This is a genomic window from Micrococcus sp. HOU01 (assembly GCF_035609305.1).
In the GTDB taxonomy this organism is placed as follows: Bacteria; Actinomycetota; Actinomycetes; order Actinomycetales; family Micrococcaceae; genus Micrococcus; species Micrococcus luteus.
This window is the reverse complement of record NZ_CP141211.1, coordinates 2,475,172-2,495,259: the sequence shown is the minus strand read 5'-3', so window position 1 is coordinate 2,495,259 and position 20,088 is coordinate 2,475,172. Positions and strand designations below refer to the sequence as shown.

Annotated in this window: 21 protein-coding genes; 10 read left to right on the top strand and 11 right to left on the bottom strand. The window is 73.0% G+C overall.

Annotated elements, in window-relative coordinates:
- Positions 1-486: 486 nt before the first annotated feature.
- From SOY78_RS11450 to SOY78_RS11440, 3 genes are read left to right on the top strand one after another with little or no spacing between them, the layout of a single operon-like run.
- Complete coding sequence (locus tag SOY78_RS11450) at positions 487-1,908, top strand: LLM class flavin-dependent oxidoreductase (protein WP_324701606.1); 1,422 nt, start codon at positions 487-489, stop codon at positions 1,906-1,908.
- A 58-nt stretch (positions 1,909-1,966) separates the two neighbouring features.
- The gene (locus SOY78_RS11445; protein ID WP_324701605.1) at positions 1,967-2,677 is read left to right on the top strand and encodes a Tat (twin-arginine translocation) pathway signal sequence; all 711 of its coding nucleotides are present in this window, start codon (positions 1,967-1,969) and stop codon (positions 2,675-2,677) included.
- The gene (locus tag SOY78_RS11440) at positions 2,674-3,420 is read left to right on the top strand and encodes a hypothetical protein (protein WP_200969801.1); all 747 of its coding nucleotides are present in this window, start codon (positions 2,674-2,676) and stop codon (positions 3,418-3,420) included. The genes SOY78_RS11445 and SOY78_RS11440 overlap by 4 nt, the downstream gene beginning before the upstream one ends.
- 63 nt (positions 3,421-3,483) lie before the next feature.
- Here the strand turns inward: SOY78_RS11440 and SOY78_RS11435 are convergent, their stop codons facing one another.
- The 4 genes from SOY78_RS11435 to purS form a co-directional block, all read right to left on the bottom strand.
- Complete coding sequence (locus tag SOY78_RS11435) at positions 3,484-3,864, bottom strand: YtxH domain-containing protein (RefSeq protein ID WP_324701604.1); 381 nt, start codon at positions 3,862-3,864, stop codon at positions 3,484-3,486.
- 241 nt (positions 3,865-4,105) lie between these two features.
- Positions 4,106-6,412: a phosphoribosylformylglycinamidine synthase subunit PurL gene (gene purL, locus SOY78_RS11430; RefSeq protein WP_324701603.1), complete on the bottom strand. Its 2,307-nt coding sequence runs from the start codon at positions 6,410-6,412 to the stop codon at positions 4,106-4,108.
- A complete protein-coding gene (gene purQ / locus SOY78_RS11425; RefSeq protein ID WP_324701602.1) occupies positions 6,409-7,203 on the bottom strand; it encodes a phosphoribosylformylglycinamidine synthase subunit PurQ in 795 nt (264 codons plus the stop codon). The genes purL and purQ overlap by 4 nt, the downstream gene beginning before the upstream one ends.
- Positions 7,200-7,466: a phosphoribosylformylglycinamidine synthase subunit PurS gene (purS, locus tag SOY78_RS11420; protein ID WP_251650114.1), complete on the bottom strand. Its 267-nt coding sequence runs from the start codon at positions 7,464-7,466 to the stop codon at positions 7,200-7,202. The genes purQ and purS overlap by 4 nt, the downstream gene beginning before the upstream one ends.
- Positions 7,467-7,642: 176 nt before the next feature.
- On the opposite strand from purS, the gene SOY78_RS11415 reads away from it, so the two are divergent.
- Together SOY78_RS11415 and SOY78_RS11410 are read left to right on the top strand one after the other, a co-directional pair.
- On the top strand, positions 7,643-7,807 hold the full coding sequence (locus SOY78_RS11415) for a hypothetical protein (protein ID WP_324701601.1): 165 nt from the start codon (positions 7,643-7,645) through the stop codon (positions 7,805-7,807).
- Positions 7,804-8,250 (top strand): YchJ family protein, encoded by a 447-nt coding sequence (locus tag SOY78_RS11410; RefSeq protein ID WP_200969806.1) that lies wholly within the window; start codon positions 7,804-7,806, stop codon positions 8,248-8,250. Before SOY78_RS11415 ends, SOY78_RS11410 begins: the two co-directional genes overlap by 4 nt.
- A gap of 40 nt (positions 8,251-8,290) precedes the next feature.
- Here SOY78_RS11410 and SOY78_RS11405 read toward each other — a convergent pair whose 3' ends face one another.
- From SOY78_RS11405 to SOY78_RS11390, 4 genes are all read right to left on the bottom strand, one after another.
- The gene (locus SOY78_RS11405; RefSeq protein ID WP_010079551.1) at positions 8,291-8,446 is read right to left on the bottom strand and encodes a hypothetical protein; all 156 of its coding nucleotides are present in this window, start codon (positions 8,444-8,446) and stop codon (positions 8,291-8,293) included.
- 86 nt (positions 8,447-8,532) lie between these two features.
- Positions 8,533-8,736, bottom strand: coding sequence for a helix-turn-helix transcriptional regulator (locus SOY78_RS11400; protein ID WP_324701600.1), 204 nt, complete (start codon positions 8,734-8,736; stop codon positions 8,533-8,535).
- A gap of 3 nt (positions 8,737-8,739) precedes the next feature.
- The gene (locus tag SOY78_RS11395; RefSeq protein ID WP_324701599.1) at positions 8,740-9,282 is read right to left on the bottom strand and encodes a hypothetical protein; all 543 of its coding nucleotides are present in this window, start codon (positions 9,280-9,282) and stop codon (positions 8,740-8,742) included.
- Between the two features lie 76 nt (positions 9,283-9,358).
- Complete coding sequence (locus tag SOY78_RS11390) at positions 9,359-10,372, bottom strand: GNAT family N-acetyltransferase (protein ID WP_324701598.1); 1,014 nt, start codon at positions 10,370-10,372, stop codon at positions 9,359-9,361.
- Positions 10,373-10,407: 35 nt separating this feature from the next.
- Between SOY78_RS11390 and SOY78_RS11385 the strand changes: the two genes are divergently transcribed.
- On the top strand, positions 10,408-10,785 hold the full coding sequence (locus SOY78_RS11385) for a VOC family protein (protein ID WP_087114446.1): 378 nt from the start codon (positions 10,408-10,410) through the stop codon (positions 10,783-10,785).
- A gap of 35 nt (positions 10,786-10,820) precedes the next feature.
- Positions 10,821-11,183 (top strand): VOC family protein, encoded by a 363-nt coding sequence (locus tag SOY78_RS11380; protein WP_324701597.1) that lies wholly within the window; start codon positions 10,821-10,823, stop codon positions 11,181-11,183.
- A gap of 9 nt (positions 11,184-11,192) precedes the next feature.
- Here SOY78_RS11380 and SOY78_RS11375 read toward each other — a convergent pair whose 3' ends face one another.
- Positions 11,193-12,209 carry a 3-methyladenine DNA glycosylase gene (locus SOY78_RS11375; protein ID WP_324701596.1) on the bottom strand — a complete coding sequence of 339 codons (1,017 nt, stop codon included), beginning with the start codon at positions 12,207-12,209 and terminating at the stop codon, positions 11,193-11,195.
- A gap of 268 nt (positions 12,210-12,477) precedes the next feature.
- Here SOY78_RS11375 and SOY78_RS11370 point away from each other — a divergent pair, with 268 nt between their 5' ends.
- Positions 12,478-15,462, top strand: a complete 2,985-nt coding sequence (locus SOY78_RS11370) for a S8 family serine peptidase (protein ID WP_324701595.1) — start codon at positions 12,478-12,480, stop codon at positions 15,460-15,462.
- 124 nt (positions 15,463-15,586) lie between these two features.
- Here the strand turns inward: SOY78_RS11370 and SOY78_RS11365 are convergent, their stop codons facing one another.
- Positions 15,587-16,873: an aspartate kinase gene (locus tag SOY78_RS11365; protein ID WP_078025400.1), complete on the bottom strand. Its 1,287-nt coding sequence runs from the start codon at positions 16,871-16,873 to the stop codon at positions 15,587-15,589.
- Positions 16,874-17,101: 228 nt separating this feature from the next.
- On the opposite strand from SOY78_RS11365, the gene SOY78_RS11360 reads away from it, so the two are divergent.
- Both SOY78_RS11360 and SOY78_RS11355 read left to right on the top strand, forming a co-directional pair.
- Complete coding sequence (locus SOY78_RS11360) at positions 17,102-18,115, top strand: ABC transporter ATP-binding protein (protein WP_324701594.1); 1,014 nt, start codon at positions 17,102-17,104, stop codon at positions 18,113-18,115.
- The gene (locus tag SOY78_RS11355) at positions 18,112-19,368 is read left to right on the top strand and encodes an ABC transporter permease (RefSeq protein ID WP_324701593.1); all 1,257 of its coding nucleotides are present in this window, start codon (positions 18,112-18,114) and stop codon (positions 19,366-19,368) included. Before SOY78_RS11360 ends, SOY78_RS11355 begins: the two co-directional genes overlap by 4 nt.
- A gap of 43 nt (positions 19,369-19,411) precedes the next feature.
- On the opposite strand, the gene recR is transcribed toward SOY78_RS11355, so the two are convergent.
- A complete protein-coding gene (recR, locus tag SOY78_RS11350; protein WP_002856659.1) occupies positions 19,412-20,011 on the bottom strand; it encodes a recombination mediator RecR in 600 nt (199 codons plus the stop codon).
- Positions 20,012-20,088 lie beyond the last annotated feature (77 nt).

Genomic DNA, 20,088 nt, shown 5'->3' with positions numbered 1-20,088 from the left:
GAGGGCTCCCATCGTCGCTTCGTCGTCGGTGTCGGCGCCGGACGGACACGGATGCCAGTAGACCACCGTGGGCCCGGTCGGCCGCGCGTTCGCCCGGCCGCCGGCGCCGGAGGGGTCACACGGGCGTCACACCGGGGGCGCCGTCGGTCCTGGCACGGCCGGCCGGGCCCAGCGCCGAGCCAGCGCCGGCCCCAGTGCCGAGCCAGACGTTTCGGTCGTCTCTGCAGGGTGGAAACAGCAGATTTCTCTGGCTCAGCGCTGGGGTGCCGCTGGGTCGCCGCTGAGTCGCCACCCACGGACATGTCCTCCCTCACGGTCAAGGCATGTCACGAACCGGGCGCCGGACGCGTGGCCGGGCCCGGCGGGGCCGTCATGAACCCCTGGGCCGGGCCGACTTCCACCGCCGGCCGCGTCGGCGTTGCATGGTGCGGAACCGTCGCCCGCCCGGCCGCGCCCCTGCGCCGGGCGGCCTTGGAAAGGAGATCCATGAGCACCGCCGAGAACGCCGAGGCCGGAGCACCCACCCGCCCGGACGAGAACCGCGAGATCCTCTTCAACGCATTCGACATGAACTGCGTCGCCCACCAGTCCCCGGGGCTCTGGCGTCACCCCGACGACCACGCCCGCGACTACAACACCCTGGGCTACTGGACGCACCTGGCGCAGACGCTGGAGAAGGGCCTGTTCGACGGCCTGTTCATCGCCGACGTCCTCGGCCCGTACTCCGTGTACGGCGGCACCTCCGAGGCCGCCATCAAGACCGGCGCGCAGACCCCCGTGAACGACCCGTTCCTGCTCGTCTCCGCGATGGCCGCGGTCACCGAGCACCTCGGCTTCGGCGTCACCGCCGGCACCGCCTATGAGCACCCCTACCCGTTCGCCCGCCGCCTCGCCACGCTCGACCACCTCACGGGCGGCCGCGTGGGCTGGAACGTGGTCACCGGCTACCTGCCCTCCGCCGCCCAGAACATGGGCCAGGACGACCAGATGGAGCACGACGAGCGCTACGAGCACGCCGACGAGTACCTCGACGTCGTCTACAAGCTCCTCGAGGGCTCGTGGGAGGACGACGCCGTCGTCTACGACAAGGAGTCCGGCGTGTTCGCGGACCCGGCCAAGGTCCACGACATCGCCCACCAGGGCCGGTACTTCACCGTGCCCGGCCACGCCGTCACCGAGCCGTCCGTGCAGCGCACCCCCGTGATCTACCAGGCCGGCGCCTCGACGCGCGGCCGCGCCTTCGCCGGCAAGCACGCCGAGGCCGTGTTCATCAACTCCCCCACGAAGGAGCTGGCGGCCGCCACCGTGAAGAAGATCCGCCAGGCCCTGGTGGACACCGGCCGTGACCCGTACGACGTGAAGATCTTCGCGATGCAGACGATCGTCACCGGGGCCACCGACGACGACGCGCGGGCCAAGTACGACGACCTGGCGCAGTACGTGGACCCGCTCGGCGGCCTCGTGCTCATGTCCGGCTGGATGGGCATCGACCTGTCCCAGTACGACCTGGACGAGCCGATCGGGGACGTGAAGTCGAACGCCATCCAGTCCACCGTGGAGACCTTCCAGAAGGCCTCCGGCACGGACGAGGAGTGGACCGTGCGCAAGCTCGCCGAGTGGGTGGGCATCGGCGGCTTCGGCCCCGTGATCGTGGGCGGCGGCGAGTCCGCGGCCCGCCAGCTCGTCGAGTGGGCCGATGAGACCGACGTGGACGGCTTCAACCTCGCCTACCACATCACCCCGGGCACCTTCGAGGACATCGTGGAGTTCGTGGTCCCGGAGCTGCAGAAGCTCGGCCGCTACAAGACCGCGTACACGGACGGCACGCTGCGCCACAAGCTCTTCGGGCGCGGCGACCACCTGCCGCAGAACCACCACGGCGCATCCTTCGCCCTGCGCCGCCGGTAGGGTGACGCCAGTGGCCGCGGCGCCCTGCCTCGGCCGGCAGCAGCCCCAGGAGGAGAACATGCAGCGCAGACGTGCCGTCCGCGCGGCCGGGCTCGGCGTCGTGGGCGCCCTGGCCCTGGCCGGGTGCGCATCCGAGCCGCAGTCGGCGGGGGAGGCCTGGCATCAGGCCCGCACCCAGTTGGACGAGGCCGAGACCGTCCGACTCGAGACCGCCTACACCACCGGCCGTCAGGGCCCGCAGTCGGTCCGCTGGGACATCGCCGGCCGGCTCGACGGCGGCGACGCCGAGTCGAAGGGCGTCATGCAGGTCGGCCGCGACTCGCACATCACCATGGAGTCCCGTCAGGTCGGCGAGGACGTCTTCGTGCGGGTCGACGTGGACGGGTCCGACGTCCCGGACGACGTCCAGATGATGTACTCCGACCCGCAGTGGCGCCGTGTCTCGGCCGGGGAGGGGCAGGAGCCGCCCCTGAAGTCCCTCCTCGACCAGGTGGGCTTCCCCGCGGCGGACGCCCTCGACGGCGCCGAGGTGCGCGCCGAGGAGGTCGACTGGGACGGCGGCACGGCCTACCGCTATGCCGTGCCCGAGGAGGTCGCCGACGCGGCGATGGCCGAGGGCGACGTCACCCGGGTGCACTCCTTCACGGTGGACGACGACGGCGAGCTGGTCGCGCTCACCGTCGACGACGGCCGGGCCGCCCAGCAGTACGCCCTGAGCGACTGGAACCAGATCGAGCCGGCCGAGGCGCCGGAGGAGGTGGCCGAGTGAGGCAGCGCCAGACCCAGACCCGCCGCACCCGCCGCGGCCTGTCCCTCGCCGCCGTCGGGGCGGCCGCCCTGCTGCTCACCGGCTGCGCCTCGGGCGACGACGCCCCCGGCGCCTGGGACCGCGCCCGCACCCAGCTCGAGGAGGCCGACTCCGTCCGCATGGTCACCGAGCTGCGGTCCGAGGCTCCGAGCAACGGCCGCGCGGTCCCGGACTCGGTGGACATCTCCGGTCCCGTGGACGGCTCGTCCATGCGGTACGTGTCCGTGTACAAGGACGACGGTCTGATCACCCGGGACGAGTCCCGGATCGTGGACGGCACCGCGTACTCCCGGTTCACGGTGGAGCGCGCCGGCGCGAGCGGCGAGGACCGCCCCGCCTATGTGGAGCGCTGGACCGCCACCCCGTACGAGAGCGATCCCCGCGCCACCGGCATGGGCGCGATGGTGAGCTCGCTGCTGGGCTCCCTGCCGGAGTCGGGCGGCCTGGACGACGTCGAGGCGGACGCGGACGGCATCCGCCGCAGCGGTCAGGACGCGATCCGCTACGTGCTGGACGAGCCCGTCTCGGGTCCGCAGGAGGGCGTGGAGCTGACCGCGTTCACGGTGTCCAAGGAGGACGGCCGCCTGCTCACCGTGGAGACCGAGTCCGCCGGCACGAAGGCCGTGGTGACCCTCTCCGAGATGGGCGAGGTGGATCCGGTGCAGGCCCCGCCGGCCGACGAGGTCCTGAAGCAGGACGGCTGACCCGGCCCACGACGACGGCGGCCCGCCTCCCCTCGGGGAGGCGGGCCGCCGTGTCTGCGCGGGTCAGCGCGTCTGCGGACCCTCGGCGCCCAGCGGGGTGGACGGGTCCGAGACGGTGTCCGGCTCGGCACCGTGGCTGGCCGCCGAGGTGACGTTGTCGTTGTTGGCCTCGGTCACGCGGTCGTCGCGGGCGTCGTTCTTCTTGTCGTTGCCCTGCATGGCATCCTCTACCTTCGTCGTGGCCTTCTGCACCGGATCGGAGTTCTTCACCTCAGTGAACTTCTGCTGGGCGGTCTCCTGGACCTGGCCGACCTTCTCCTGGGTCTTCGGGTCGTTCCAGAGCTTCTGGGCGTTCTGGGTCATCTTCTCGAGGTTCTTGCGGCCCTCGGCGGAACCGAGCAGGTAGCCGAGCGCGGCACCGAGGCCCAGGGTGATGAGGCGCATGAGTGGTCTCCTTCGTATGTCGGGACCGCGCCGACCCTCTTGGGTGGGCCGGGCGGCGCGCTGATGCGCTGTCCTGTGATCACTTTGGCCACCGCAGCCCGCGGCGTCAACGGCTGAGGCGCACCGCAGCGCCAGGCGGTCGGTGGCGCGCGTCCCCGCCGTCCCGCCTCACGACGACGGCCGCCCACCCCGGGAGGTGAGCGGCCGTCGTCGTGCCGGGGACCGTGGGGCCCCCACGGGGTCAGCCGAAGTGCTTCGGCAGGGTGGCCTCCCAGGCCTCGCGCAGCTCCGCGATCGGCAGGGTGAAGGCGTCCTGGACCTCGAGGGCCGCGGAGTCGGCGTCCACCACGCCGATGCGCACGGCCGCGTAGCCGCGGGCCGTGGTCATGTCCGTGAACCGGACCTCCTCGGTGCGGGGCACGGCCACGACGGCGCGCGCCTGCGACTCGGAGAACAGGGCGGTGAACAGGTCCACGCCGTCGCGGCGCAGGACCTCGTCCAGCACCACGCGGGCGCCCACGCCGAAGCGCAGCACCATCTCGGACAGGGTGGCCGCGAGGCCGCCGCCGGAGACGTCGTGGGCGGCGTCGATCATGCCGTCCCGGGACATGTTGACCAGCAGCTCGCCGAGCAGACGCTCCTTCTTCAGGTCCACCTTCGGCGGCAGGCCCCCGAGGTGGCCGCGCAGGCGCGCGAACTCGGAGCCGTCCAGCTCGTCCGCGGTCTCGCCCAGCAGGTAGATCGCCTGGCCGTCCGCGTCCGGGGCGAAGCCGGAGGGGGTGCGGCGCAGGACGTCGTCGAGCTGGCCGAGCACCGCCACCGTGGGGGTGGGATGGATCGGCGTGCTGCCCGTCTGGTTGTACAGGGACACGTTGCCGCCGGTCACCGGGATCCCCAGGGCCTGGCAGCCGTCTGCCAGACCGCGCACGGCCTCCGCGAACTGCCACATCACGTCCGGGTCCTCGGGGGAGCCGAAGTTCAGGCAGTCGGAGACGGCCAGAGGCACGGCCCCGGCGGTGGTGACGTTGCGGTACGCCTCGGCCAGGGAGGCCTGCGCGCCCGTGTACGGGTCCAGGTAGGTGAACCGGTCGTTGCAGTCCGTGGCCAGGACCACGCCCATGCCGGTCTCCTCGTCCACGCGCACCACACCCGCGTCGTCCGGGGCCGCCAGGGCGGTGTTGCCGCGGACGTAGCGGTCGTACTGGCGGGTGATCCACGAGGTGTCCGCCAGGTTCGGGGAGCTCATCAGCTCCACGACGGCGGCGCGCAGCTCCTCGCCCGTGGCCGGCAGGTCCTGGCCTGCCTCGGATGCGCGGAACGTGTCCGCCTGGAGATCGTCCTGCCAGGCCGGGCGCGCGTAGGGCCGCTCGTAGACCGGGCCGTCGTGGGCCACGGTGCGCGGGTCCACGTCGACGATGACCTCGCCGTCCCAGGTGATGACGAGACGGCCGTCGCCGGTGACCTCGCCCAGCCAGGAGTACTCGACGTCCCACGTGGCCATGACGGCCTCGAACGCGGCGACGTTCTCCGGCGTCACCACGGCCATCATGCGCTCCTGCGACTCGGACATGAGGATCTCGCCCGGGGTCAGCGTGGAGTCGCGCAGCAGCACGTCGGTCAACTCCACCCGCATGCCGCCCTCGCCGTTGGAGGCGAGCTCGGAGGTGGCGCAGGAGATGCCGGCGGCGCCGAGGTCCTGGATGCCCTCGACGAGGGAGTCGCGGAACAGCTCGAGGCAGCACTCGATGAGCACCTTCTCGGAGAAGGGGTCGCCGACCTGCACCGAGGGGCGCTTGGCGGGCTTGCCGTCGCCGTCGAAGGACTCGGACGCCAGCACGGAGGCGCCGCCGATGCCGTCACCGCCGGTGCGGGCACCGAACAGGACCACCTTGTTGCCCACGCCGGAGGCGTTGGCCAGGCGCAGGTCCTCGTGCTTGAGCACACCCACCGCGAGGGCGTTGACCAGCGGGTTGCCCTGGTAGATCGGGTCGAAGCGGGTCTCACCGCCGATGTTCGGCAGGCCCAGGGAGTTGCCGTACCCGCCGATGCCGGCCACCACACCGTGGAACACGCGGGCGGTGTCCGGGTGGTCGATCGCGCCGAAGCGCAGCGGGTCCATCACGGCCACCGGGCGGGCGCCCATGGAGATGATGTCGCGCACGATGCCGCCGATGCCCGTGGCCGCGCCCTGATAGGGCTCCACGTAGGAGGGCGAGTTGTGGGACTCGACCTTGAACGTCACGGCCCAGCCGTCACCGAGGTCGGTCACGCCGGCGTTCTCACCGATGCCCACCATCATGTGCTGCTTCATCTCATCGGTGAGCTTCTCGCCGAACTGGCGCAGGTGCACCTTCGAGGACTTGTACGAGCAGTGCTCGGACCACATGACCGAGTACATGGCCAGCTCAGCCGCGGTGGGGCGACGGCCGAGGATCTTCTTGATCTCGGCGTACTCGTTCTCCTTCAGGCCCAGCTCGGCCCAGGGCTGCTCGACGTCCGGCGTCGCCTGGGCGTCCGCGACCGTCTCGATGTTGAACTGCTGGCTCATGCATGGCCTCCACGGCTGGCGAGGGTGGTCAGGACGGAGGTGAAGAAGCCGAGGCCGTCCACGCCCGAGCGGGGGCCGGCGGCGGTGTCCGGGCCGAAGCCCGTCTCCACGGCGTGCTCCGGGTGCGGCATCAGGCCGACGACGTTGCCGGCCGGGTTCGCGATGCCCGCGATGTCCCGGCGCGAGCCGTTCGGGTTCCAGCCCTGATAGCGGAACACCACGCGGCCCTCGGCCTCGAGGGCGTCGAGGGTCGTCGCGTCCGCCACGTACTGGCCGTCCTGGTTCTTCAGGGGCACGGTGATGGTCTGGCCCTGCTCGAAGTCGCGGGTCCACACGGTGTCCGTGCTCTCCACGACCAGTTCCTGGTCGCGGCAGATGAAGTGCAGGTGGTCGTTCTTGACCATCGAGCCCGGCAGCAGGTGCGACTCGGTGAGGATCTGGAAGCCGTTGCAGATGCCGAGCACCGGCAGGCCGTCCGCGTCGCCCTCGGGGCCGCCGGCCGCCGTCGCCACCTCGTCCATCATGGGGGCGAAGCGCGCGATCGCGCCGGCGCGCAGGTAGTCGCCGTAGGAGAAGCCGCCCGGGATCACGACGGCGTCCACGCCGGCGAGCGTCCGCTGCGGGTCCGCGTCGGCGTGCCACAGGGAGACGGGCTCGGCGCCGGCGAGGCGGACGGCGCGCAGCGCGTCCACGTCGTCCAGGGTGCCGGGGAAGGTGATGACGCCGATGCGCGCGCCGCTGAGCGGCGTCGTCGGCGTCGAGTAGTCGCCGATGAGGGGGAGCTCGGTCATCGGGCGCCCTTGGCCTCGTCCAGGACGGCCACGTTCACGACGTCCTCGATGACGGGGTTGGACAGCATCTCCTCGGCGGCCGTGCGGGCCTGGGCGAGGATCTCGTCGGTGACCTCGCCCTCCACGGTGAGCTCGAAGCGCTTGCCCTGGCGGACCTGGCTGAACTCGGTGAAGCCGAGGCGGGGCAAGGCCCCGTTGATCGCCTTGCCCTGCGGATCGAGGATCTCGGGCTTGGGCATGACGTCGACGACGATGATGGGCATGAACACGCTCCTGGGTGCGGGACGATGCCGCGGAGCAGGACGGTGTAGATGCCGTCTCACGCCCGGCCCTGGGCGCTCCGCGTGCTTGCCCGCCCAGTCTACTCGGCCGCCCGGACGCGGGATCGTGGGTGTGATGGGGGCGGCACGCGGCAGCCGGCCCGGCGTAGCCTGGCGGCATGAGACCTCAGCAGACCCGTGTGTCCCCGCTCGGCCGATGTCGGCCGATCAGCCCGCTCGGCCCCGCGCTGCTCGCCGCGGCGGCCGGCGTCGTGCTGACGGGAGTGCGCCGCATCAAGGCCCGCTCCGCCCGGCGTCGCGCGACCGCACGCCCGCGCCGGTGACCCGTCCCGAGCCCTGCCCCTGCGGGTCCGGAGCCGGGCTCGCGGCGTGCTGCGGCCGTCTGCACGAACGTTTCGCCCGGGACGGCACTCTGACCGCGCCCACCGCCGAGGCGCTCATGCGCTCCCGGTACACGGCGTTCGCGCGGCTGGGCGAGGCTGGGACAGCAGAGGCCCGGGCGATGGCCGACTACCTCGCCGCGACCTGGGTCCCCGAGCACCGGCCCACCGTGGCCGAGCTGCTGCCGGGCGCGGGGGAGGAGGCGCCGCGGTTCACCCGCCTGGCGGTGCTGGACGTGCGGGACGGCGGGCCGTTCCAGGACGCCGGGACCGTGGAGTTCGTGGCCGTCGGCGCGGGGGCCGGGGGGCGGTTCCGGCTCCATGAGGTCAGCCGGTTCCGCCGTGAGGACGGGATCTGGCGCTACGTTAACGGCGACGTGCGCTGAGGCCGGGGCGGCGCGTCGGACGGCGGCCGGCGGTGACGCGTCAGAAGGCGGAGAAGATCCCGGCGCCCACGCTGAGGACCAGGCCCAGGATGGCGATCCACGCCACCAGGGTGACGATCGGGCGGGGGCGACGCGGGGCGTCGTCGTGCCAGTCCACGCCCTCCAGCTCCGGAGGGGTGCGCAGCTCTCGATCCATGGCCCCAGCCTCTCATGCCCCACGCCGCCCCGGGCTCAACGCGGGTTGACTTGTCACGGGTGCTGGGCGCCCGGACCCGCGACAACTCAACCCGCGTCGCCGTCCGGGGTGAACAGGTCCTCGATCCGCCGCCCGAACACGGCCGCGAGGCGGAAGGCGAGGGGGAGTGAGGGGTCATAGCGGCCCTTCTCGAGGGAGATGACGGTCTGCCGGGAGACGCCGAGCTCGTCGGCGAGCCGCTGCTGCGACCAGCCGAGGCGGGCACGCTCGTCGGGGATGGTGTTCTCCACGGCTCAGCCCCGGCGCTTCAGCAGGAGGTAGCGGACCGCGGCGGAGAGCGTCATGGCGAGGAGCAGCACGACTCCGGCAGTGCTCGCGTCGAGGTCCCACCCGGCGAGGCTCGCCACGGCGGTGCCCAGGCCGGCCAGGATCAGGAGGTCGTGGAACGCGCCGGACGTCGCCGTCGTGTACCAGCGACCCTCCACGGTCTCCTCGGTGTTCCGGACCGCGCCGCGGAGGGTGTCCCGGTCCACGAGGAGGGCCCAGGCGACGGCAATGGCCACGGGCAGGATGATCACCGCGAGCACGAGGCCGATCAGCGGGGCGCGGCGGGGATCGGCGTCGGGGGCCAAGGCGGCCAGGCCGTAGGCGATGATGCCGAGCAGCCCTGCCAGGAGGGTGCCGAGCAGCAGGGAGACGGCGATCAGTCGTCCCGTGCCGCCGCCGAGCCGAGCGGACCTGCCCCAGCGGGGGCGTGTGTCCCGGCGGGGGTCGGTGGTGGTGCGGGGCGTCTCGGCGGCGGAGGCATCGAGGTCGCGGGTGTGCGGGGAGGCCATGGCCTGCTCCTTCGTGCGGTGCCGGGTCCCGTGCCCGGCGATGTGAAGCAAGCTTGACAGTCAAGCACGCTGGACGTCAAGCACCCTTGACTTCCTCTTGGCCCCGGGTGGTGTCCGTGGACGTCTCCCGAGCGTGGGCCGGGGCCGGCGGCACGAGGGCCAGCCACAGCGGCTCGAGCTCGAAGCCGAGGGCCTCGTTCATCCGCAGCGCGGCCGTGTTGACCTGGGCGCCGCCTGTGCCCCAGACCCGTCCGCCCCGGGCATGGGTGGCCAGCACCGAGGCCGCCTTCACGGCCGTGCCCACGCCCCTGCCCTCATGCCCCTGGCGGACCGCCGTCCGGTCGACGTCCCACCGGGCCTCCCCTCGTCCGTCCCCCACGCGGTCCAGCAGGGTGAAGCCGATCAGCTCCGCATCCGCAAACGCTCCGACGGCGATCCCGTCCTCTCCGGCGATCCGCGCCTCGAGGTCTTCCGGCACGGGTGTGTGGAACGAGCCGTCGGTGCGCGGGAAGCGGGGGGCGGCCGCGGTGTCGAGAGCGCGCAGGGCGGGCGAGTCGGCAGCCTCCAGCACCCGCACCTGGACCCCCTGCGCTTCCACCGCGGCGACGAGGTCGCGGTAGGGGGCGAGGCCGGCGTCGTCGGCCAGGTGCAGCCGGGCGCCCCAGGACCGAGACCGCACCGTCCACCCGGCGTCCTGCAGGGCGGCGGCCTCCGCAGTGTCCTCGCGCAGCACACGGGCCTCGGCCCCAGGGATGGCGACCGGCGTCATCATCTGCACGGGGACGTGGTCCCAGGCCGCGGTGCCGGGGTGGACGTGCGGGAAGAGCTGGGAGGCCGGGTCGGTGGGGTCGCCGGGCTCGCGGCGCACCGCGAAGCCGGACTCGGCGAGAGCCTTCTCGTCCAGGGCGGCGAGGAACGCGTCCGGGCGGTCTGCGTACGCCACCGCGGCCACGGCCGCGGCCTGCCGGACGTCCTCGGAGGCGTGCAGGAAGCCGACCTCGGGGAACGCCGCCCCCCGCGTGGACGGCGCGTAGCGGCCCGTGCGGCGGGCCTCCGCCCAGTCCTCCGGCAGGGTGATGTGCAGGATCATGGCGCCAGGGTACCGGCCGCGGTTAGGTTGGGCGCATGGCCGCCGTCGGGACCCTCACCCAGCTCGTCATCCAGTGCGCGGACGCGCGGGCGCTCGCCGACTTCTGGCGGCGCATCCTGGACCTGCCCGACCCGACGGGCGACGACGGCTGGATCACGCTCGAATGGGCTCCGGTCGGGCGGCTGACCTTCCATGAGGTCCCGGGATACGAAGCGCCCCCGTGGCCGGGTGAACGCGGTGAGCAGCATGCTCACCTCGACCTGCTGGTGGCGGACCTCGAGGAGGCCACCGCCCGGGTCCTCGACGCCGGCGCGCGCCCGCTGACCGAGGTGCAGAACCCCGGCCCGAAGGGCTGGCGGGTGTTCGCCGATCCCCAGGGCCACCCGTTCTGTCTCGTCAGCGTGCCCGAGTGAGTGCACCCGCCCCGCCCCGTCCCGAGGAGTCCGTCATGTCACTGCGTCTCTCCCACACCACGTGGGACGCCCTGGACCCGTTCGCCGTCGCCGAGTTCTGGCGGGGGCTGCTCGGCTGGGACGTGGACGAGCCGGACTGCTACGCGCCCGGCTCGGACGAGTGCTCGATCGTCGGCCCCGAGGGTCAGGTGGTGCTGTTCTTCCGGGTGCCGGACGCCAAGTGCGTGAAGAACCGGGCCCACATGGACCTGCGGGCGCAGGCCCCGTCCACCCGGGACGCGGAAATCGAGCGGGCCCTCGCGCTGGGTGCCGTCGTCGTCGACGACCGTCGCGGCGATCTCGGCTGGGCCGTGCTCGCGGACCCCGAGGGCAACGAGTTCTGCATCCTCGACGGCTGACCCCGCCGGTCAGACCGCTGCGTCCAGCACCGCCAGCAACCGCGCCCGCAGCGCCTGGCCCCGTTCGGCGAACTCGCGCTGGCGCCGCGCGTACTCGGCACGCCCGGCCGGCTCCTCGATCCGCACGGCCGCGTAGCCGTCGCGCCCGTCGGAGAGGTCGTCCACCCCGGTCAGGTTGTACGGCGAGGCCTCCATGTCCAGCCTGCGGATGTCCCACGCGAGGTCGAAGCAGTCCGCGAGCAGGTCCGAGTCGACCACCGGCACCAGCTTGTACGCCCACTTGTACAGGTCCATCCCCGCGTGCAGGCAGCCGGGCTGCTCCATCTCCCGCATCCCGGCGCGCGTGGGCAGGACGCCGTCGTCGCCCTCGTTGCGGTCGCGGGCCTCGGGCGCGAAGAACCGGAACGCGTCGAAGTGCGTGCACCGGATCCGCGAGCCCTCCACCACCGCGTCCGTCCCCTCGGCCCCGAGCCGCAGCGGCAGCTGGGAGTGCCGCACCCCGTGCACGTCCGAGCGGTACGCCATCGCCCACTCGTGCAGCCCGAAGCAGCCCAGGCGCGGCGCCCGCTCCGCCGTGCGCGCGAGCAGTTCCCGCGTGAACGCCACCCCCGACGCGCGGTCGGCCAGCACCGCCGCCACGTCCACCAGCCAGCCGCCCACCGCGCGGCCGTCGACGACGGCGCCCGCCACCTCACCGGCCTCGACGCGCCGGTAGTGCTTCCACTCGCCCCGTGGGGTCGTGCCCAGCTCGGCCGCCTCGGCACGGGCCGCGGCGCCGTCGTCGTCCGCGAGGAGGACCCCCGGCCCGGGGTGCCAGCGCTGCAGCGCGGCGGGGGAGTGCGTGTAGTAGCCGAAGAGGAAGTCCTGCACCGGGTGCTTCTCGCCCCGCATCCGCAGGGCCACCAGCGGGTCCGTGCGCCGGGCGATGCGCTCGCGGTGCGCCCGCGCGTGGGCCCGCCACACGTCGGCGGGCAGGGCGACGACGGCGGTCGGCGGGGGCGCGGGGGCGGTGCGTGGCTCGGGCATGGCCCCACCATCCTCCCCCGTGGCGCCCCTCATGAGCGAGCGGGCCCACGTGATGCCGACGCGGGGAGCGCACTCCGGCGGCCCCAATTCGACGGTCCTGGACGTTGCCTGGCAAAGATCTGGTCAAACGCCCTACCGGACGGTAGATTGCACATATCTCGCTGTGGTGCCCATCACATGGGTGCCGATCTCCCCGTCCCCCGGCGCCATCCCCGCCGGTGTGCCACGGGCGAGAGCTGGGCGGACCTTGATGAGAAAGGCGGAGGCAATGCCTCAGAACCCCACCCCTGCCCGGCGCCGTCGGGCCCTGGCCGCGGCCGTCGCCGGCGCGAGCCTCGTGGCCGCTCCCGCGCTCGCGGTGTCGGCCACCGCCGTCGAACTGCCCGACGGCAGCACCGTCTCCAGCCCGCAGGGCGAGGTGCAGGTCCAGCAGCAGTTCGAGGACGGCCGCTACTTCGTGGTCCTGAAGGACCAGCCGTCGGTGACCGCCCCCGAGGCCGGCGCCGTTCCGGGCGCCGCCCCGAAGGCGAAGTTCGACCCCTCGCACCCGCGCGTGAAGAACTACGAGGCCAAGCTCCAGCGCCAGCAGGCGAAGGTCGCGAAGGCCCACGGCGCCAAGGCCGAGATCTCCTTCCAGCGCGCCGTGAACGCGTTCGTCGCCGAGCTGACGGCCGAGGAGGCCCAGGCGATCGCGAAGGACCCGGCCGTGCTCGGCGTCGCGCCGGACGAGCAGGTGGCCCCGGACTACAGCTCCACCGAGTTCCTCGGCCTGCCCGGCAAGAAGGGCACCTGGAAGTCCGTGTACGGCAAGGCCGAGAACGCGGGCAAGGGCGTGGTGGTCGGCGTCATCGACTCCGGCATCCACCCGGACAACCCGTTCATCGACGGCCAGCCCGTCCAGCCGCTCAAGGGCAAGGCCAAGGTCGGCGTGCCTTACCGCACCGCGGACGGCCAGATCGCCGTGCTCAAGGCGGACGGCACCACCGCCACGGCTGACTGCGAGACCGGCCCGGACTTCCCGGCGTCGTCGTGCGACTCCAAGCTGATCGGCGCCTACGCCTTCTCCGACGACTTCGAGCGCTTCGTCCCGGTGGACGAGCGGGCCCCGGAGGAGCGCATCTCCCCGCTGGGCGTGTTCTCCCACGGCACCCACGTGGCCACCACCATCCTCGGCAACACCGGGGTGGAGCAGACCATCGACGGCGACTCCTTCGGCGAGGGCGCGGGCGTGGCCCCGGCCGCCCACCTGATCTCCTACAAGATCTGCTGGGAGGACACCGACCCGGACACCGGCGGCTGCTACACCTCCGCCTCCGTGGCCGCCGTCGAGCAGGCCATCGAGAACAACGTGGACGTGCTGAACTACTCGATCTCCGGCTCCAACACCTCGATCGTGGACCCGGTGGCCATGGCCTTCAAGTCCGCCGCCGAGGCCGGCATTTTCGTGGCCGCCTCCGGCGGCAACTCCGGCCCCGGCCCGAACACCGTGAACCACGGCTCCCCGTGGCTGACCACCGTGGCCGCGGAGACGTTCTCCAACGAGCTCACCGCCACCGTGCAGTTCTCCGACGGCACGCAGCTCCGGGGCGCCTCCTCGGCCCGCACCGGCGTGGGCCCGGCCGAGGTCATCCACGCGTCCGAGGTCGCTGCCGGCGACGCCGAGGCCGCGCGTCTCTGCCTGCCCGGCGGGCTCACCGAGGAGGCCGCCGGCAAGATCGTGCTCTGCGAGCGCGGCGTGAACGCCCGCACCGAGAAGTCGCAGGTGGTGGAGGAGGCCGGCGGCGTCGGCATGATCCTCGTGAACACCCCGTCCGGCTCGCTCGACGCGGACATCCACGCGGTGCCGACCGTGCACATGAACGACAGCGGCGTGATCGAGAAGGTGAAGTCCTCCGACCTCACCGCCACGATCGTCCCGGGCGACACCACCGGCCTGCCGGAGGACCCGCTGCCCCAGATCGCCGGCTTCTCCTCCCGCGGCCCGGCCAACGCCGTGAACCAGGAGCTCCTGAAGCCCGACCTCGCCGCCCCCGGTGTGAACGTGATCGCCGGCGTCTCCCCGCTGGACCCCGACTACCACGGCAACACGTTCGGCCTGATGTCCGGCACGTCCATGGCCTCGCCGAACCTGGCCGGCATGGCCACGCTGCTGATCGGCAAGTACCCGGCCTGGTCCCCGATGGCCGTGAAGTCCGCCCTCATGACCACCGCCGGCGACGTGTACAACGCCGACGGCACCGTGAACACGGACAACTTCGCCACGGGCGCCGGCTTCGCCGATCCGGCCGCCGCCGCCCGTCCTGGCCTGGTCTACGACTCCGGCAAGGAGCAGTGGGACGCGCTGCTGCGCGGCGACATCGCCGGCCGTGACGTGAACGTCCCGTCCCTGGCGATCCCCGACGTCGTCGGCTCGGCCACCGTGACCCGCACCGTGACCGCCCTGGAGAACGGCCGCTGGCGGTTCTCCGCGAACGTGCCCGGCTTCGAGGTGACCGCCTCCCCGGCCGTGCTGGACCTGAAGGCTGGCCAGTCCGCCGACGTCGAGCTGACCGTCACCCGCACCGACGCCGCCGTGAACACCTGGACCCACGGCTCCATGTCCTGGACCACCGCCAAGGGCAAGGCCGTCCCGGAGGTGACCTCCCCAGTCACCGTGAAGGCGAAGTCCGCGACCGTCACCTCCGCCGTCGAGGGCTCCGGCGCCACCGGCTCCGCCGACGTGGAGATCACCCCCGGCGTGACCGGTGAGCTGACCCCGCAGGTCCTGGGCCTGGGCAAGGTGGACTCCACCGTGGCCGCCGCCACCGCGAGCAACTCGCTCGTGTCCAGCGCACTGGCCGTGTCCACCGTGACCGTGGAGGAGGGCACCAAGTCCCTGGTGGCCTCGATCAACGCGGGCGCCGCCGGCGCCGACTGGGACCTGTACGTGATCACCCCCGAGGGCAAACAGCTCTCCCGGGCGACCGCGGACGAGTCCGAGACGCTGACGATCGCCGACCCCGCCCCGGGCGCCTACACCGTGGTGGGCCACCTGTACGCGGCCAACGGCGGCAAGGACACCGGCACCCTCGAGACGCTGAAGCTGCGCGAGGACGCGGGCAACCTCACCGTCTCCCCGAACCCGGTCCCCGTGACCTCGGGCGAGGCCACCGAGGCGACCCTCTCCTGGTCCGGCCTGACCTCGGGCACCTGGAAGGGCCTCGTCACCTGGGACGCGGGCGTCACGACCGACGTGACCGTCCAGGTCCCGTGACCGCCCACCCCCTCCGTCCTCGCTGACGGAGCGGGAGGGACCCCCGCACGACGACGGCCCCGCACCTTCACGCTGAGGGTGCGGGGCCGGCGTCGTGGTGGGTGGGGGAGGGGCGGGTGCGGCGTCAGCGGCCGGTGCCGCCGTAGACCGTGGCCTCCTCCTCAGCGTCGAGGCCGAAGGCGGCGTGCACGGCGCGGACGGCGTCGTCGAGCTTGCTCTCGGCGGTGACCACGGAGATGCGGATCTCCGAAGTGGAGATGAGGTCCACGTTCACGCCGGCGTCGGCGAGTGCCTTGAAGAAGGTGGCGGAGACGCCCGGGTTGGAGCGCATGCCCGCGCCGATCAGCGAGAGCTTGCCGATCTCCGGGTCCGAGACGATGTCCTGGAAGCCGATCCGGTCCTGGGCGGCGCGCAGGGCGGCCATGGCGTCCTTGCCCTCCACGATCGGCAGGGTGAAGGAGATGTCCGTGCGGCCCGAGCCCTCGCGGGAGATGTTCTGCACGATCATGTCGATGTTCACGTTGGACACGGCGATCACGCGGAAGATCTCGGCGGCCTTGCCGGGCACGTCGGGGACGCCGACGATCGTGACCTTGCCCTCGGAGCGGTCGTGGGCGACGCCGGAGACGATGGGCTGTTCCATGGGAGCGCCTTCCTGAAGGGTGATGGTGTCGTTCGGGTCGGGCATGATCCAGGTGCCCTCGTGGTCGGAGAAGGAAGAGCGCACGTGCAGCGGCACGCCGAAGCGGCGCGCGTACTCCACGGAGCGCAGGTGCAGCACCTTGGATCCGGAGGCCGCCATCTCGAGGGTCTCCTCGGAGGAGAGCTCGGTGAGCTTGCGGGCGGTCGGCACGACGCGCGGGTCGGCCGAGTAGACGCCGTCCACGTCCGTGTAGATCTCGCACACGTCCGCGCCGAGCGCGGCGGCGAGGGCGACGGCGGTGGTGTCCGAGCCACCGCGGCCCATGGTGGTGATGTCCTTGGACTCGGGGCTCATGCCCTGGAACCCGGCCACGATGGCCACGCGGCCGGCGTCGAGGGCCTCCTGCACGCGGTGGGGGTTGACCTTGACGATCCGGGCCCGGCCGTACGAGGTGTCCGTCAGCATGCCGGCCTGGGAGCCGGTGTAGGAGCGGGCCTCGACGCCCTCGGCGTGGATCGCCATCGCCAGCAGGGACATGGAGATGCGCTCGCCGGCCGAGAGCAGGATGTCCATCTCGCGTGCCGGCGCGTCCTGCGTGAGTTCGGCGGCGAGGTCGAGCAGCTCGTCCGTGGTGTCGCCCATGGCCGAGACCACGACGCACACGCGGTTCCCGGCCCGTACCGTGTCCGCGATGCGGCGGGCCACACGCTGGATGCCGGCGGCGTCGGCCACGGAGGAGCCGCCGAACTTCTGGACGATGAGACTCATGGGTCGCTCCGGACAGGGTCGAGGGTCGGTTCGGGCCAAGTCTAGGGGCGCGCACCCGCGCGGGTCCGCCAGGTGAATCCCTGTTCCGGATGCTGGACCCGGCGCCTGCGGCAGGCCAGGACGACGGCGCCCGCGGCCCCGCCTGCGACCCCGGTCGGGCCGGAATCGGCGCCGGGATCATCCCCCGGGTGGATCCGCGTCCGTGCGCGGCGCGGCAAGGATGGGGCCATGACCGCTCCAGTGCCCCCGCCCGCCTCACCCGTCCTGGGGGTGGCCGCCCACGACGGGATCGTGGCCCACGGCCTCGCCCGCTCGTTCGGCGCCGTCCATGCGGTGCGGGATGTCTCCCTCACCGTGCCCGCCGGCTCCGTGACGGCCCTCGTCGGCCCGAACGGCTCGGGCAAGACCACGCTCCTGCTGATCCTGGCCACCCTGCTGCGCCCGGACGCCGGCGCCGTGTCCGTGGCCGGCGTGGACGCGGTGCGCGAGCCCGTCGAGGCCCGGCGGCGGCTCGGCTGGATGCCCGACACCCTGGGCGTGTGGGAGGAGCTGACCTGCCACGACATCCTCGCCAGCCTGGGACGGCTCTACGGCATGGGGAAGGCGGAGGCGTCGGCGCGCGCGGACGAGCAGCTCGAGTGGGTCGAGCTCACGGAGTTCGCCCACCGGCCCGCCCGCGTGCTCTCCCGCGGCCAGCAGCAGCGCCTGTCCCTGGCTCGGGCCACCGTGCACCGGCCCTCCGTCCTGCTCCTGGACGAACCCGCCAACGGCCTCGACCCGGCCGCCCGCATCCGGCTGCGGGACAACCTGCGCGCCATGGCGGCAGCCGGCACCGCCGTGCTCGTCTCCTCCCACGTGCTCGCCGAGCTCGAGGAGATGTCCGACCGCGCCGTGTTCCTCCGTGAGGGCGCCACGGTGGCCACCCAGGAGTTCCGCGCCACCGACAACCTCGCCCGCCCCTACCGGATCGCCGGACCCGACCCGACGGCACGGGACACCCTCGTCCGCGCCCTCGAGACCCGCGGCCTGACCGTCACCGCGGCCACCGGCGCCGGCGCCGGCCAGCGTCGGGACGGCGTCGTGGTGCAGCTGCGGGGCGAGGCCGCCGCGGCCGCGCTGCTCGCGGACCTCGTGCGCGAGGGTGTGCTCGTCAGCCACTTCGCCCCGGAGGGCTCCCGCCTCGAGAACGCCTACCTGGGCCTCCATCTGGAGAGCCCCCGCACCGAAGGAGACCGGCCGTGAGCACCGCCGTCGCGACCTCGATCCACGACCGCCGCCCGCCGCAGCCGCAGCCGGGGGGACGCCTCGGCGCGGCCCAGGCCGTGGCCACCGTGGTGGGGATGGAACTGCGTCAGCGGCTGCGCTCGCGCGGCTGGTACGTGCTGTTGGGCGTCTTCTTCGTGGTGGTGGGGGCGGTGACCCTCGGCGCCCTCGGGCTGCGCGGCCTGGGCGTGGCGGAGATGGAGGCGTCCGGCCTGGAGCCGGAGCTGGCGGAGCAGCAGATGCGCGCCCTGGGGCGGACGCTCTTCGACGGCGTCCTGCTCTTCGTCCTCACCCTCTCGCTGCTGGTCTCACCCGCCCTGGCGGCCAACGCGATCTCGGGCGACCGTGCCGGCGGCACTCTGGCCATCACCCAGGTCACCCTGCTGCGGACCGGGCACCTGATGGCGGGCAAGTGGCTGGCCGCGTGGATCGCCTCCGCCGCGTTCCTCGCGGCCGCGCTGCCGTGGCTCGCGGTCGCGGCCGTGGTGGGGCGCGTGTCCCCGTGGGCCGTGCTGGTGGGGCTCGTGATGATCCTCGTGGAGTTCGGCATGATCGCGGGGATCGGCGTGGCCGTCTCGGCGATCGCCGGGCGCACGCTGTTCGCCGTCGTGGTGACGTACCTGATCGTGGCGGCGCTGACGATCGGCACCCTGGTGGCCTTCGGGCTGTCCCTGCAGTTCCTGCAGACCGAGGTGCGGGCCAACGACGCCGAGTACGGCTCCATGACGGCGGAGCCGTTCACCGAGGCGGAGCTCGAGAAGATGACCCCGGAGGAGGCGGAGCAGGCCTGGGCCGAGTACGAGGCGGCGCACCCGGAGCTGGTCGACGGGATCGCCGACCGCTGCGTCGGCCCGGTGACCACCCGGACGATCCCCGACCCGCGGCGCAGCGGATGGCTGCTCGCCGCGAACCCCTACGCCGTCCTCGCGGACGCCTCCCCCTGGGAGGCAGGGCTCCTCGAGAACGGGACCCGGGTGGATCCCGGGCCGCTCAACATGCTGTCCGTGGGGCTGCGCTGGACCCAGCGAGACCCCGTCCGGGACGTCGAGTGCCTCGACGGCGAGCTGCGCGGTCTCGACCAGAGCGGCGTTCCGGACCGGCAGGGCACCTGGCCGGTGTGGCCGCTTGGTCTGGCGATGCAGGGTGTGCTGGTGGCCGGGCTGGTCTGGTGGGGCCACCGTCGCCTGGACACCCCGGCCGGGCGGCTGCCCGCGGGCACGCGCGTGGCCTGAGCCGGGCCGGCGTCGGGCGGGGCCTGCTCGACGCCGGCCGGTGTCAGCCGCTGATCAGGCGGCGTCCTTCGAAGGCACGGCCGAGGGTGACCTCGTCCGCGTACTCGAGGTCCCCGCCGACGGGCAGACCGGAGGCCAGGCGCGTGACGCGGATGCCCGTGGCGCCGAGGAGCCGGCCGAGGTAGGTGGCCGTGGCCTCGCCCTCGAGGTTGGGATCCGTGGCGAGGATGACCTCCTGCACGGCCTCGTCCTGCAGCCGGGTGAGCAGCTCGCGGACGTGCAGCTGCTCCGGGCCGATGCCGGCGATCGGATTGATGGCCCCGCCGAGCACGTGGTAGCGGCCCTGGAAGGCGCGGGTGCGCTCCATGGCCATGACGTCCTGCGACTCCTCGACCACGCAGATCTGGGAGCGGTCCCGGCGCTCATCCCGGCAGAGCGAGCACACCTCGTCCTCGGAGACGTTGAAGCAGACCGAGCACAGCCGCACCCTGTCCTTGACCGTGCGGATGGCGTCCGCGAGCCGCAGCATGTCCTCCCGGTCCGCCTCCAGCATGTGGAAGGCGATGCGCTGGGCGGACTTCGGCCCGATGCCCGGCAGGCGGCCGAGCTCGTCGATCAGGTCCTGCACCGCGCCCTGGTACATCCGTCTCCCTCGTCCGATAGTGCGTCTCGTGGTCCGTGCGCCCCGACGCGGCGCCGTGGTCCGGCGCCGCGTCCATC

What these genes read in the sequence shown, in the direction of transcription:
- SOY78_RS11405 (WP_010079551.1), bottom strand. Translation starts at nt 8,446, where the DNA reads ATGGATCGAGAGCTGCGCACCCCTCCGGAGCTGGAGGGCGTGGACTGG.
- SOY78_RS11370 (WP_324701595.1), top strand. Translation starts at nt 12,478, where the DNA reads ATGCCTCAGAACCCCACCCCTGCCCGGCGCCGTCGGGCCCTGGCCGCG.
- SOY78_RS11415 (WP_324701601.1), top strand. Translation starts at nt 7,643, where the DNA reads ATGAGACCTCAGCAGACCCGTGTGTCCCCGCTCGGCCGATGTCGGCCG.
- SOY78_RS11435 (WP_324701604.1), bottom strand. Translation starts at nt 3,864, where the DNA reads ATGCGCCTCATCACCCTGGGCCTCGGTGCCGCGCTCGGCTACCTGCTC.
- purL (WP_324701603.1), bottom strand. Translation starts at nt 6,412, where the DNA reads ATGAGCCAGCAGTTCAACATCGAGACGGTCGCGGACGCCCAGGCGACG.
- SOY78_RS11380 (WP_324701597.1), top strand. Translation starts at nt 10,821, where the DNA reads ATGTCACTGCGTCTCTCCCACACCACGTGGGACGCCCTGGACCCGTTC.
- SOY78_RS11445 (WP_324701605.1), top strand. Translation starts at nt 1,967, where the DNA reads ATGCAGCGCAGACGTGCCGTCCGCGCGGCCGGGCTCGGCGTCGTGGGC.
- purQ (WP_324701602.1), bottom strand. Translation starts at nt 7,203, where the DNA reads ATGACCGAGCTCCCCCTCATCGGCGACTACTCGACGCCGACGACGCCG.
- SOY78_RS11375 (WP_324701596.1), bottom strand. Translation starts at nt 12,209, where the DNA reads ATGCCCGAGCCACGCACCGCCCCCGCGCCCCCGCCGACCGCCGTCGTC.
- SOY78_RS11390 (WP_324701598.1), bottom strand. Translation starts at nt 10,372, where the DNA reads ATGATCCTGCACATCACCCTGCCGGAGGACTGGGCGGAGGCCCGCCGC.
- SOY78_RS11450 (WP_324701606.1), top strand. Translation starts at nt 487, where the DNA reads ATGAGCACCGCCGAGAACGCCGAGGCCGGAGCACCCACCCGCCCGGAC.
- recR (WP_002856659.1), bottom strand. Translation starts at nt 20,011, where the DNA reads ATGTACCAGGGCGCGGTGCAGGACCTGATCGACGAGCTCGGCCGCCTG.
- purS (WP_251650114.1), bottom strand. Translation starts at nt 7,466, where the DNA reads ATGCCCATCATCGTCGTCGACGTCATGCCCAAGCCCGAGATCCTCGAT.
- SOY78_RS11395 (WP_324701599.1), bottom strand. Translation starts at nt 9,282, where the DNA reads ATGGCCTCCCCGCACACCCGCGACCTCGATGCCTCCGCCGCCGAGACG.
- SOY78_RS11360 (WP_324701594.1), top strand. Translation starts at nt 17,102, where the DNA reads ATGACCGCTCCAGTGCCCCCGCCCGCCTCACCCGTCCTGGGGGTGGCC.
- SOY78_RS11385 (WP_087114446.1), top strand. Translation starts at nt 10,408, where the DNA reads ATGGCCGCCGTCGGGACCCTCACCCAGCTCGTCATCCAGTGCGCGGAC.
- SOY78_RS11365 (WP_078025400.1), bottom strand. Translation starts at nt 16,873, where the DNA reads ATGAGTCTCATCGTCCAGAAGTTCGGCGGCTCCTCCGTGGCCGACGCC.